Raw genomic sequence first — 12,344 nt, 5'->3', positions numbered from 1 at the left:
GGCGGTCATCCCCCGTGGGGGTGACCGCCCTTCGGCGTTCCCGGTCCGGGCCTAGGATCCGGGCCTAGGGTCCGAGCCTCGGGGTCCGCTTCCGGTGCGTGCCGGGACCCGGGCCTAGCGCGGGAGCTGGAGATACGGCTCCAGGGCGCGCAGCCGGGTGTGGTTGTCGGGGTGGGTGGACAGCAGCCTGGCAAGACCGGTGGGCTCCTGGAGCTTCTTGCCCTGGCCGGCGGCGGCCGCCTTCGCGGCGTCCTCCTCGGCCTGGAAGTGGTGCAGGACCTCGGCCATCTCGGGCGCGAACCCGAGGGCCGCGGCCTGCTGGTCGGCACGCAGTTCGCCGAGGCGGCCCGCCCAGGCGAGGAGGTAGGGCGCGACGACGAGGGGGATGGTGATGTACCAGGCGACGAGGAACCCGGCGACCACGAACATCCCCATGAAGAGGATCAGCAGCCCCGTCGCGGCCGCGGAGAAGACCCCGGCGACGGCGAGCGCGATCCTGGCCATCCCGCGGGTGAAGGCCCAGGCGAGCCGGCCGGGCAGCGAGTACCAGTAGCCGAGGAGCCCGGCCCAGGCGTGACCGCCGGTGTGGTGGCCGAGTTCATGGGCGAGTACGGCGGCGAGGTTGCTGCTGGGAATCCGGTTGAGGGAGTAGGTGGTGACGCCGACGACATGGCCGGCGACGGCGACCGCGTTCAGGTCGTCGCTGTTCTCCACCATCAGCTCGTAGGTGTTCGCCTCGATGCCGGCCCGGGCGGTGACCTCGCGCCAGATCGGCTCCAGCCGGGCGCGTTCCTCGGCCAGCGGCGGCCGCAGCCTGAGCGCGTGCCGGGCGAAGCGGAGTTCGGTGGGCCGGTGGAAGACGAGCGCTCCCGACGCCACCCAGGCCACGACGACCAGCCAGCCCACGACGGTGCCGAACAGCCCCAGCGCGAAGGCCGACACCACGGCGAGGCTCACCAGGGCCCCCGGGATCTGCGTGGCGAGCTGTCCGATGGCGGTGGCGTCCGCGCCCCGCTGGTGGCCGGCCACATGGACGCGCGAGCCCTGGTGACGGTACTGGAGATCGTCGGGCGCGACGGCGGGCCGCGGGACGAACGGCGCCGGCGCCGGCTGCGGCGGCTGCCCCGCGAACCGCGGGTCGGCCTCCGGAGCCCCCGGGGCTCCCGGGTACTGGGGTGGTGCCGGGCTTCCGGCCGCCGCTCCCGGGTACTGCGGTCCCGGGTACTGCGGGCCCGGTCCGCCGGGGCCGGGGGCTCCCGGGTAGGTACTGCCGGGGTACTGGGGCGCGGGGCCTCCGCCGCCGGGGTACGGGGGTGGTGCCGCCGTTCCCGGGTACTGCGGGCCCGGTCCGTCGGGGCCGGGGGCTCCCGGGTACTGAGGGGGGTGCCCTGTCGTCGTACCCGTACCAGTACCCGTACCCGGGTACTGGGGTGCCGGCCCGCCGGGGTACTGCGGCGGGGGAGCGGAGGCCACCGGGTACTCCGGGGGCGGGGTCGCGGCTCCCGGGTACGGGGGTCCCGGATACGGGGTCCCCGGGTATGCCGGTTCGTGGGCCGGGCCTGGAGGCTGGGACATGACGGCTCCTTCGGTGTGGCTGGTGGCGGTGCGGGGACGTCAGCCGGTGGGCGGCGGCCGACGGTGCCTCGGCGGGCGTGGTCAGGCGGGCCCGTCCTCCGGAGCGGGGTCCGGCGGCACGGCGGCTCGCGGGTCGCCGGGGCGGCCGGGCACCGGAGGTACGGCCGGAGCCGGTCCCGCGGTGGGGTAGGGCGTCGTGGCGGGCGGTCCGTACGGGGCCGACGGGCTGTCGGGCTGCCCCGGCACCACGGGGGACCCGGCGCCCGGACCGCCCGTGTACGGGGCTTGCCCGGCGTACGGGGGCTGCCCGGAGTACGGGGGCCGATCGCCCGCGACAGGGGGCTGCCCGGCGTACGGGGGCTGCCCGCCCGTGTCGCCCGTGTACGACGGCTGTCCCGCGTAGGGCGGCTGTCCGCCCGCGTACGGGGTCTGGGGCTGCCCGTCGTACGGGGGCCGGCCGGCGTCGTACGGAGGCCGGTCGCCGTAGGGGGCCGGTTCCGTGTACGGCGGCCGGGGCGACGGGTCCGGGTACGGAGACCGGCCCGGGTACGGCGGCTGGGTCGGCGTCTGCGGCTGTCCGGGCGTCGCCCCGGGGGGCAGCGCCCCCTGACCGTCCCGCGGCGCCGGAGGCGTCTGCTGCTGGATCAGCTCGTCGACGGCCCGCAGGGTCGAGCGGGCCGACTCCGCCTTCTGGAAGTCCTCCAGGGTGTCCCCGGCGAGGACCTGCAGCTGGCCGCGGATGATGGACAGCTGGTCCTTCTGGATGGACCCGATGACCATCTTGGTGTCCTCGGGGTGCTGGGACAGGTGCAGGGCCCAGGCGCCCACGCCTCCGTGCTGGAGGTGGTACTGGTAGAAGTTGATCTTCTCGGCGATCAGGTGGTGGTCCTGCCGCTGGCGCAGCATCTCCAGTTCGTGCTGCTGATGGGCCAGCCGGAGCCGGAACTCGTGCTCGGGGTCGAGCATGTCGGACTCGTAGCGCAGGCTCCGCTGCCGCCGCCGGTGCGCGATGGCCTCGTCGTCCAGCCGCAGTCGTACGACACAGGTCACGGCGAGTCCGATGCCCGCGGCGAAACCGCCCTCGTCCACGGCCCGCTGGACCGCGCGCTCGGCGGCCGGGCTGTCCTCGATGGAGAAGGCGCGGCTCACCGGCCGCGCGAGCTGGTGCAGCTCACGGGTGAGCCGCGTCGGCACGTCACGCTCACCGCTCGCCACGTACGCGATCGGGTCCGCGACCCGCCAGGTCAGATCGGCCGTGGCGCCGAAGGCGAACGCGTCGTCGTCGCTCGGCATCTCCAGCGCGAGCTGCACGGGATGGCTGCCCATGTCCACCTCGTAGACGGAGGTGTAGCGGCGGGTGGCCGCGTCCGGGCGGCTCGGCCGGTGCGGCGGCATGTAGACGTCGTACGAGCCCTTCGCGGTGACGAAGACCAGCGCGTGGTCGATCGCGGTGACCGCGCGGCGGACGGTGTAGTCGAAGCGGGCGATGGGCCGCACCGTGAGCACCGGGTCGATGAGCGTGGTGTGCCGGTTGGCGTCCTGCTGCCACTCCGGCTGACGGCGGAACTCCGCCATGGTTCAACTCCTCGATGGATCTGGGGTGGAGGGGGTCATGAGGCGGAGCAGACGCTCGGCCACGGCCGGCCGCGCGCCGCCGTCCGGGGTGCGCAGATTGACCAGATGGTGGCTCAGGCGCCTGTGGTCGTTCGCGGTGACGACGAGCGCGGGCAGCAGCAGCTCCAGGGCCTGCGTGACGTCCGCCCGGCTCTCGGCCAGCACGACCCAGGTGTGCAGGGCGGCCAGGGCGCCACGGGACTGCCGGGCGTCGCCGAGCGCGGTCCGCCAGAGGGTGGCCAGGTCACGGGCCGAGTCCGTCTCGTACATGCCGGTGTCGGCGTACCACTCGACGAGCGCGCCCTCCTCGGCGTTGTCGCAGGCGCGCACGAAGGCCCCCAGCGCGAGCTCGCGGACCGAGTCGGCGTCGTGGTGGAGCAGGCGCACCAGTTCGGAGAGCATCTCGCCGCGCCGTGTGCCCACCGAGAGCAGCAGGGCCGTCGAGTCGACCAGGTTGTTCGACTCGGTCCTGCTGCCGCCCCCGGTACGGGCGCGGGCGGCGAGCGCGCTCAGCGCCGGGCCCGCGAGGTCGGGGCGCAGCGGGGTGAGCAGGCCGAAGGCGCGGATCGCGGTCCAGCGGCGGGCCCAGTGGGCGTCCGTGCACCACTGGGTGAGCAGGCGCAGGACGACGGGCGTGTCGAGGAACTGGGCGAGCGTGAGCGTGTTCGCGGCGGTGAGCCGGGGACCGAAGGCCTTGGACACCGCCCAGCCGTCGATCAGCAGCTCCATCGCCGAGGGCAGGTCGGCGCGGGCCAGCAGCGCGGCGGCGGCGGCGGCCCGGGTCCGGACGACCGGACGTCTGTCGCGGGCCAGCTCCTTCAGCCAGGAGACCAGCGCCGGCCGCGCCGACGGATGGCCCGTCCAGAGCTCGCCGAGCAGTACCCGGGGGGTGTTCTCCTTCTTGAAGCGGGCCGTGAACTGGGGCACCGAGCCCCATCTCGTGGTCTCGACCCGTACCTCGCCCTCGGCCCACGCCCGCTCCAGCCGGGTTTCGGCGGCGAGCCCGAACACCGGGATCTCCGGCGGCTGCTCGGGATGCTGGAGCCGCTGGAAGTGCACGTACAGCGTGTCGGCGAGTTCCGCGGCGAGCACGTACGGCGCCTGGTCGAAGACGGCGAGGGAGACGAGGAACGCCTTGTCGCGCAGGGTGGCCTCGGGGTCGCCGAGCCACTCCCGGCACTGCTGCTCGACGGCCGTGTGCCCGAAGTCGGCGAGGCGGGCCGCCGCCTGTTCGCCGCCGTCGTAGCGGGCGACCTCGACGGCGAACCGGGCCACCTCGGCGGGCCGGTGGGCGCCGCGCGCGAGGAAGTCGCGGACGGGGTCGAGAGCGAGCAGACCGGCGAGGTCTCCGGGCTCTTTCCGCAGGTCGGCAAGGTGGGCGCGCAGTACCGCGGTCGCCTGTGGGGGTTCCCAGGGCGAGGGGGTGACTCCCAGCAGGAACGGCGAGTTCTCCAGGGTCACGACCAGATACCCGCCGGTCTTCGCGAGCCGGTCGCGGGCCGCGTACAGGTGGGTGTCGCGCAGCGGGCGGTTGCGGCTCAGCGGCAGATCGCGCAGGACGTGACCGCCGGGCGCGGTGAGCTGGGTGCCGAGGTTCGCCGGGCCGGTCTCGGCGGACAGCGCGTGGACGGCGGGCACGCCCAGGCGGTGCAGGAGCATGAGCGCCGCGGCGTGGCGGCCGGTGGAGTGGGCGCCGGAGAGGACCAGGACGCGCTCGTCGCGCAGCCGGGCCAGGGCGGCGGCGAAGGAGGGGCCCTCGACGAAGACCGAGGCGAGCGCGTCGAGCCGCTGCCGGGGGATCTCGCCGGAGACGTGGGCCGGCGACGCGGAGGCCGTCCCGTGGTGGTGGATCTCCGTCTTGCCGCCCATGAACACATCGCGGGCCGAGCCGCCGGCCGACACCCCGTGCTGGGCCCCGGCGACCAGGCTGCCGCCGAAGGACGCGGCCGCGTCGAAGATGAATCCCGGGGTGTGCGCGACCAGTTCGCGCTGTGCGGCCCTGGCCTCCTGGATCTCCTCCTCGGGCTCGCCCGCGTCGCCGCCCGCCTCGGAGTCCGGGTACGGCCCGGGGGGCCATGGCGCGTCCGGCGGGGGTGCGTCGTCGGGGCCGCCCGGTGTCGGGGGCGCGGGGGCCGTCACGCGGGCTCACCCCCGCTCCTGCCCAGGTGGACGTCCCCGGTGACCTGCCCGCCGGACACCCCGTGCTGATCCCCCGCGACGAGGCTTCCGCCGAAGACGGGGGAGCCGCCGCCGAAGGTGAAGACGACGTTCGCGGGCGGCGCGGCGGGCCGGGCGGCCTGCTGCGCGGGCCGCGCGGGCTCTCCGGGCTCTCCGGGCTCCCCGGGCTGTTCGGGCTGTTCGGTCCGGGAGGGCTCGTGCGGGCCGGGGATCGCGGCCGCGTCCGCCTTTGCATCCGTCGCGTCCGTCGCGTCCGAAGCGGCGGTCGTCGCCGGATCCGTCGCCGCCGTCCGCTCCGTCCGGGGTGTGGAGGTGTCCGCCCCCGGCGCCGGGCTCTCCCCCGAGCAGTCCGGCGCCGGGGCTCCCCCGCTTTCACCGGGGCCATGGGTCCCGTGCGGAACCGGGCCGTGCAGCCAGGCCCGCAGGGGTCCGTTCTTGCTGTCCACCGTCACCGCGTGGAAGCCCTGTGCCGGGATGCCCGGGTGGTCGTGCCGCACGATCCCGGCGTGCACGCTCTCGGAGACGCACAGGGCGAAGTCGTCCGGCCGCTCCCGCAGGGCGGCGCGCAGCAGCCCGGCGTCGAGGAGCCGGCAGGCGTGGTTGAGGTCGGAGCCGACCCAGCCGTCGTGCTCGTCCACGGCGATGTAGCCGGTGGCGACGACACCGCGCAGCCGGATCTGGGCGGAGCTGGACGCCATCCGGTTGACCGCGCGGAGCTGGTGGGGCACCTCGGTGAGCAGGGCGCGCAGCAGCGCGGTGACCGAGGCGTTGGCGTCGATCAGCTCCATCACCGAGTCGCCGCGGTCCGCCCGCAGGCGCAGCCGTTCGTCGATGCCGGCGCTCTCCAGCGCGCGGTCCGTGATGTCGTACAGCATCCGGCGCAAGTAGGCCTGCTCCACGTCGTCCCGGTCGCTGTACCTCTCGATGTCCAGCAGAAGGATCGTCCGGCTCACGGGGTCGGTCATGGTCGCCTTTCGGTGGGGGCCTCGCCTGGCAAGCAGGGTGGCGTCACCGGTGGGCCGGGTGTGAGGGCGGATGTCCCACTCGAAGTGTGACCGTGTGCACAGAAGTCGTCCGCGGTCACGGGAGTCCCGGCCGTCAGCGGAGTCACCTCCGGCGCGGTCGGCGCGGGCGGGGCCGTGAACCGGTACGCGGGCGGGGCGGTGGCCGCGGACCGGTACGGGGCGGCGGTCCGCGCGGGCGGGGCGGTCGGCGCGTCCCGGTGCGGGGAGCCGACGGTTCATCGCCGGGCGATCCGCCGCAGGACGTCCATGCGCAGGATCACCATCGTCCGCCGGCCCGTCAGCACCGCTTCCCGCTCCCGGAGTTCCTTCAGCAGGCGCTGGACCATCTCCCGGGACGCCCCCACCGAGCCCGCCAGCTCCTGTTTGCTCAGCGGGACGGAGAGCTCGATGCCCTCCTCCGTGCGGTGGCCGTTCGTGCGGGCCAGGTCGAGCAGGAGCGCCGCGAAGCGCTCGCGGACGCTCATGGAGGCGAACTCCAGGCGGCGCCGGTCGGCGGCGCGGGTGCGGTCCGAGGTGAGGCCGAGCAGGGCGAAGGAGACCGCGGGGGAGCGGGCGAGGAAGTCCCGGAAGTGTTCGCGTACGAGCGCGACCGTACGGACCGGCTCCAGGGCCGTCACCGTCGCGGAGCGCGGCCGGCCGGTGAGCGCGGCGGACTCTCCGACGATGTCGCCGGGGCCGCGCAGCGCGAGCAGCGCCTCGTAGCCGTTGGCGGCGGCCGCCGTCACCTTCGTCCAGCCGTGCGTCACGATCAGCACGTGCGAGGAGGGCTCGCTCTGGTGCAGGAGCACCGTCCGGGGCGCGTAGGACAGCTCGTGGCCGAGGGACAGCAGCGCGGAGCGGTCCTCGCTCTCCAGGCGTGCCAGGAAAGGCACCCGGTCGTCCAGGCTCTCGTCCCCGCCTGAGGGTGCGCCTAAGGGTGCAGCCGCCATGAGTCCATCCCCCGTCCCCCGATCGGCCCCCGTGGCCGACGCACAGTGACCGGTGCGCGGCAACGGGTCAACGTACTCACCCAGTGTGTGCGGTGAGGACCGAATCGTGGACTTTCATCGCGGAACCGGTGACAAGCTGCGCCAAGTGTGAAGTGCCCCGAGAATGGATCGGGAGAAGTCCGGCGTGTCGGGCACCACGGCATTTGTTTTGACCGAAGTCCGTGAGGTAGGTACGCTCTTACCTTGTGCCTGGGGTGTGCCCTGGCTCTCGTGCGTGCCTTCAGACCGCAAGGGGAGCCGTAAGCGGCCACCGCAATCTGCGCCCTTTTCGCCTGGCGGTGAGGGTCTGCAGTATTCGACACACCCGACCGCGTGGGTCGGTGGCGTTCCAGGTTAGCTTCACCATTCGGCACACAGAAACCGGAGAAGTAGTGCCTACGATCCAGCAGCTGGTCCGGAAGGGCCGGCAGGACAAGGTCGAGAAGAACAAGACGCCCGCACTCGAGGGTTCGCCCCAGCGTCGCGGCGTCTGCACGCGTGTGTTCACGACCACCCCGAAGAAGCCGAACTCGGCCCTGCGTAAGGTCGCGCGTGTGCGTCTGACCAGCGGGATCGAGGTCACGGCTTACATTCCGGGTGAGGGACACAACCTGCAGGAGCACTCCATCGTGCTCGTGCGCGGCGGCCGTGTGAAGGACCTGCCTGGTGTTCGTTACAAGATCATCCGCGGTTCGCTCGACACCCAGGGTGTCAAGAACCGCAAGCAGGCCCGCAGCCGCTACGGCGCCAAGAAGGAGAAGTAGAAATGCCTCGTAAGGGCCCCGCCCCGAAGCGCCCGGTCATCATCGACCCGGTCTACGGTTCCCCTCTGGTGACCTCCCTCATCAACAAGGTGCTGCTGAACGGCAAGCGCTCCACCGCCGAGCGCATCGTCTACGGCGCCATGGAGGGTCTGCGTGAGAAGACGGGCAACGACCCGATCATCACGCTGAAGCGCGCGCTGGAGAACATCAAGCCGACCCTCGAGGTCAAGTCCCGCCGTGTCGGTGGTGCGACGTACCAGGTTCCGATCGAGGTCAAGCCCGGTCGCGCCAACACGCTCGCGCTGCGCTGGCTCGTCGGTTACTCCCGCGCCCGTCGCGAGAAGACCATGACCGAGCGTCTGCTCAACGAGCTTCTCGACGCCTCCAACGGCCTTGGTGCCGCTGTGAAGAAGCGCGAGGACACCCACAAGATGGCCGAGTCCAACAAGGCCTTCGCGCACTACCGCTGGTAGTCGTTACCCACATCGAGACCGAGAGAAGACTGAAGCCTTATGGCTACCACTTCACTTGACCTGGCCAGGGTCCGCAACATCGGGATCATGGCTCACATCGACGCGGGCAAGACGACCACCACTGAGCGGATCCTCTTCTACACCGGCGTCAGCTACAAGATCGGTGAAGTCCACGACGGCGCCGCCACCATGGACTGGATGGAGCAGGAGCAGGAGCGTGGCATCACGATCACCTCTGCTGCCACCACCTGTCACTGGCCGCTTGAGGACAACGACTACACGATCAACATCATCGACACCCCGGGGCACGTCGACTTCACGGTCGAGGTGGAGCGTTCGCTCCGCGTCCTCGACGGTGCCGTCACGGTGTTCGACGGTGTCGCCGGTGTCGAGCCGCAGTCCGAGACGGTGTGGCGTCAGGCCGACCGTTACGGCGTGCCGCGCATCTGCTTCGTGAACAAGCTGGACCGCACCGGCGCCGAGTTCCACCGCTGCGTGGACATGATCAAGGACCGCCTCGGCGCCGTCCCGATCATCATGCAGCTCCCGATCGGTGCCGAGATGGACTTCAAGGGCGTTGTGGACCTGGTCCGCATGAAGGCGCTCGTGTGGTCCGCCGAGGCCGCCAAGGGCGAGATGTACGACGTCGTCGACATCCCGGCCACGCACGCCGAGGCTGCCGAGGAGTACCGCGGCAAGCTGGTCGAGACCGTCGCCGAGCACGACGACGAGATCATGGAGCTGTTCCTGGAGGGCCAGGAGCCCACCGAGGAGCAGCTGTACGCCGCGATCCGTCGCGTCACCATCGCGTCCGGCAAGTCCGACGGCGTCACGGTCACCCCGGTGTTCTGTGGCACCGCGTTCAAGAACAAGGGCGTTCAGCCCCTGCTCGACGCGGTCGTGCGCTACCTGCCGACTCCGCTTGACGTCGAGGCCATCGAGGGCCACGACGTGAAGGACGCGGAGCTGGTCGTCAAGCGCAAGCCGTCCGAGGACGAGCCGCTGTCCGCGCTCGCGTTCAAGATCATGAGCGACCCGCACCTGGGCAAGCTCACCTTCGTCCGGGTCTACTCGGGCCGCCTGGAGACTGGCACCGCGGTGCTGAACTCCGTCAAGGGCAAGAAGGAGCGCATCGGCAAGATCTACCGCATGCACGCGAACAAGCGTGAGGAGATCGACGCGGTGGGCGCCGGCGACATCGTCGCCGTGATGGGTCTGAAGCAGACCACGACCGGTGAGACGCTCTGCGATGACAAGAACCCGGTGATCCTGGAGTCCATGGACTTCCCGGCGCCGGTCATCCAGGTCGCCATCGAGCCCAAGTCCAAGGGTGACCAGGAGAAGCTGGGTGTCGCCATCCAGCGTCTCGCGGAGGAGGACCCCTCCTTCCACGTTCACTCGGACGAGGAGACCGGCCAGACCATCCTCGGCGGTATGGGCGAGCTGCACCTCGAGGTGCTGGTCGACCGTATGAAGCGTGAGTTCAGGGTCGAGGCCAACGTCGGCAAGCCGCAGGTCGCCTACCGTGAGACGATCCGCAAGACCGTCGAGCGTCACGACTTCACCCACAAGAAGCAGACCGGTGGTACCGGTCAGTTCGCCAAGGTGCAGATCGCGATCGAGCCCATCACCGAGACCGATGGTCCGGCGTACGAGTTCGTGAACAAGGTCACCGGTGGCCGTATCCCGCGGGAGTACATCCCGTCGGTGGACGCAGGTGCGCAGGAGGCCATGCAGTTCGGCATCCTGGCCGGCTACGAGATGACGGGCGTCCGCGTCATTCTTCTCGATGGTGGCTACCACGAGGTCGACTCCTCCGAGCTCGCGTTCAAGATCGCCGGTTCGCAGGCGTTCAAGGAAGCCGCGCGCAAGGCTTCCCCCGTGCTCCTCGAGCCGATGATGGCCGTCGAGGTCACCACGCCCGAGGAGTCGATGGGCGATGTCATCGGCGACCTCAACTCCCGCCGTGGCCAGATCCAGGCCATGGAGGAGCGCAGCGGCGCTCGCGTCGTGAAGGGCCTCGTGCCCCTCTCGGAGATGTTCGGCTATGTCGGAGACCTCCGCAGCAAGACGTCGGGTCGCGCCAGCTACTCGATGCAGTTCGACTCCTACGCCGAGGTTCCCCGGAACGTCGCCGAGGAGATCATCGCGAAGGCCAAGGGCGAGTAACACACCCCGTTTACACGCTTTAGGCTTGACACCGACCGCCGGGGCTCACCCGGGAGGGAAAACCCCGGCGGGCGGCATCCCAGCAAAGATCACCTGGCGCCGATGAGTAAGGCGTACCAGAACCACTCCGCAGGAGGACCCCAGTGGCGAAGGCAAAGTTCGAGCGGACTAAGCCGCACGTCAACATCGGCACCATCGGTCACATCGACCACGGTAAGACGACCCTCACGGCCGCCATTACCAAGGTGCTGCACGACGCGTACCCGGACCTGAACCAGGCTTCGGCGTTCGACCAGATCGACAAGGCTCCTGAGGAGCGCCAGCGCGGTATCACGATCTCGATCGCGCACGTCGAGTACCAGACCGAGGGCCGTCACTACGCCCACGTCGACTGCCCCGGTCACGCGGACTACATCAAGAACATGATCACGGGTGCCGCGCAGATGGACGGCGCCATCCTCGTGGTCGCCGCCACCGACGGCCCGATGCCGCAGACCAAGGAGCACGTGCTCCTGGCCCGCCAGGTCGGCGTTCCGTACATCGTCGTCGCCCTGAACAAGGCCGACATGGTGGACGACGAGGAGATCCTGGAGCTCGTCGAGCTCGAGGTCCGTGAGCTCCTCTCCGAGTACGAGTTCCCGGGCGACGACCTTCCGGTCGTCAAGGTCTCGGCGCTCAAGGCGCTCGAGGGCGACAAGGAGTGGGGCCAGACCGTTCTGGACCTCATGGCCGCCGTCGACGAGGCGATCCCGACCCCGCCGCGTGACACCGAGAAGCCGTTCCTCATGCCCGTCGAGGACGTCTTCACGATCACCGGTCGCGGTACGGTCGTCACCGGCCGTATCGAGCGTGGTGTCCTGAAGGTCAACGAGACCGTTGACATCATCGGCATCAAGCAGGAGAAGACCACCACCACGGTCACCGGCATCGAGATGTTCCGCAAGCTGCTCGACGAGGGCCAGGCCGGTGAGAACGTCGGTCTGCTCCTCCGTGGCATCAAGCGCGAGGACGTCGAGCGCGGCCAGGTCATCATCAAGCCGGGTTCGGTCACCCCGCACACCGAGTTCGAGGCCCAGGCCTACATCCTGTCCAAGGACGAGGGTGGCCGCCACACGCCGTTCTTCAACAACTACCGTCCGCAGTTCTACTTCCGTACGACTGACGTGACCGGTGTTGTGACCCTCCCCGAGGGCACGGAGATGGTCATGCCGGGCGACAACACCGAGATGACCGTTTCGCTCATCCAGCCCGTCGCCATGGAAGAGGGCCTGAAGTTCGCCATCCGTGAGGGTGGCCGGACCGTGGGCGCCGGCCAGGTCACCAAGATCACCAAGTAATTGCTGATCGCATGACCTGGTAGCTCCTTCCAGAGCTCCAGAAGGGGCCCGTACGACTTCGGTCGTACGGGCCCCTTCCGCATGTCCGGGAACGGCCGCGCGGGCACGGCGACGCGCCGGGCCTTGGGGTTCTGTTCGTCTCACAAGGTGGACGAATCCGTATACGAAGTTCGGACAGTGATTCGATGCGGGAGTCGTCCCTGCAGGTGAAACGATTCTTGGCACGTGTAGGCAGAATCAC

General features: G+C 70.7%; 9 protein-coding genes. 4 read left to right on the top strand and 5 right to left on the bottom strand.

Annotated elements, in window-relative coordinates; all coding sequences use genetic code 11:
- Window positions 1-114: 114 nt before the first annotated feature.
- The 5 genes from ACFYW9_RS06100 to ACFYW9_RS06080 form a co-directional block, all read right to left on the bottom strand.
- On the bottom strand, window positions 115-1,575 hold the full coding sequence (locus ACFYW9_RS06100) for a M48 family metalloprotease (protein WP_389145376.1): 1,461 nt from the start codon (window positions 1,573-1,575) through the stop codon (window positions 115-117).
- 81 nt (window positions 1,576-1,656) lie between these two features.
- Entirely contained in the window at window positions 1,657-3,150 is a 1,494-nt protein-coding gene (locus ACFYW9_RS06095; RefSeq protein WP_389145374.1) for a PE-PGRS family protein, read from the bottom strand.
- 3 nt (window positions 3,151-3,153) lie between these two features.
- Window positions 3,154-5,328, bottom strand: a complete 2,175-nt coding sequence (locus ACFYW9_RS06090) for a hypothetical protein (RefSeq protein WP_389145371.1) — start codon at window positions 5,326-5,328, stop codon at window positions 3,154-3,156.
- On the bottom strand, window positions 5,325-6,332 hold the full coding sequence (locus tag ACFYW9_RS06085) for a hypothetical protein (RefSeq protein WP_389145368.1): 1,008 nt from the start codon (window positions 6,330-6,332) through the stop codon (window positions 5,325-5,327). The genes ACFYW9_RS06090 and ACFYW9_RS06085 overlap by 4 nt, the downstream gene beginning before the upstream one ends.
- A gap of 275 nt (window positions 6,333-6,607) precedes the next feature.
- Entirely contained in the window at window positions 6,608-7,321 is a 714-nt protein-coding gene (locus ACFYW9_RS06080; protein WP_328449271.1) for a Crp/Fnr family transcriptional regulator, read from the bottom strand.
- A gap of 431 nt (window positions 7,322-7,752) precedes the next feature.
- On the opposite strand from ACFYW9_RS06080, the gene rpsL reads away from it, so the two are divergent.
- The 4 genes from rpsL to tuf all read left to right on the top strand — a co-directional run bounded on the left by rpsL (window position 7,753) and on the right by tuf (window position 12,103).
- Window positions 7,753-8,124 (top strand): 30S ribosomal protein S12, encoded by a 372-nt coding sequence (gene rpsL, locus ACFYW9_RS06075; RefSeq protein ID WP_003948652.1) that lies wholly within the window; start codon window positions 7,753-7,755, stop codon window positions 8,122-8,124.
- A gap of 2 nt (window positions 8,125-8,126) precedes the next feature.
- Window positions 8,127-8,597 (top strand): 30S ribosomal protein S7, encoded by a 471-nt coding sequence (rpsG, locus tag ACFYW9_RS06070; RefSeq protein ID WP_003992340.1) that lies wholly within the window; start codon window positions 8,127-8,129, stop codon window positions 8,595-8,597.
- A 39-nt stretch (window positions 8,598-8,636) separates the two neighbouring features.
- Window positions 8,637-10,766 carry an elongation factor G gene (gene fusA, locus ACFYW9_RS06065; RefSeq protein ID WP_351863228.1) on the top strand — a complete coding sequence of 710 codons (2,130 nt, stop codon included), beginning with the start codon at window positions 8,637-8,639 and terminating at the stop codon, window positions 10,764-10,766.
- Between the two features lie 143 nt (window positions 10,767-10,909).
- Window positions 10,910-12,103, top strand: a complete 1,194-nt coding sequence (gene tuf, locus ACFYW9_RS06060) for an elongation factor Tu (RefSeq protein ID WP_351863229.1) — start codon at window positions 10,910-10,912, stop codon at window positions 12,101-12,103.
- Window positions 12,104-12,344 lie beyond the last annotated feature (241 nt).

The sequence above is a fragment of the Streptomyces sp. NPDC002698 genome (genome assembly GCF_042888945.1).
Lineage (GTDB): Bacteria > Actinomycetota > Actinomycetes > Streptomycetales > Streptomycetaceae > Streptomyces.
The sequence above is the reverse complement of the archived record's forward strand: the minus strand, read 5'-3'. Positions and strand labels throughout refer to the sequence as shown.

Bases quoted from the DNA above. Each gene is read 5' to 3' on its own strand.
- ACFYW9_RS06100 (WP_389145376.1), bottom strand. From the start codon at position 1,575: ATGTCCCAGCCTCCAGGCCCGGCCCACGAACCGGCATACCCGGGGACC.
- ACFYW9_RS06095 (WP_389145374.1), bottom strand. From the start codon at position 3,150: ATGGCGGAGTTCCGCCGTCAGCCGGAGTGGCAGCAGGACGCCAACCGG.
- ACFYW9_RS06085 (WP_389145368.1), bottom strand. From the start codon at position 6,332: ATGACCGACCCCGTGAGCCGGACGATCCTTCTGCTGGACATCGAGAGG.
- ACFYW9_RS06080 (WP_328449271.1), bottom strand. From the start codon at position 7,321: ATGGCGGCTGCACCCTTAGGCGCACCCTCAGGCGGGGACGAGAGCCTG.
- rpsG (WP_003992340.1), top strand. From the start codon at position 8,127: ATGCCTCGTAAGGGCCCCGCCCCGAAGCGCCCGGTCATCATCGACCCG.
- fusA (WP_351863228.1), top strand. From the start codon at position 8,637: ATGGCTACCACTTCACTTGACCTGGCCAGGGTCCGCAACATCGGGATC.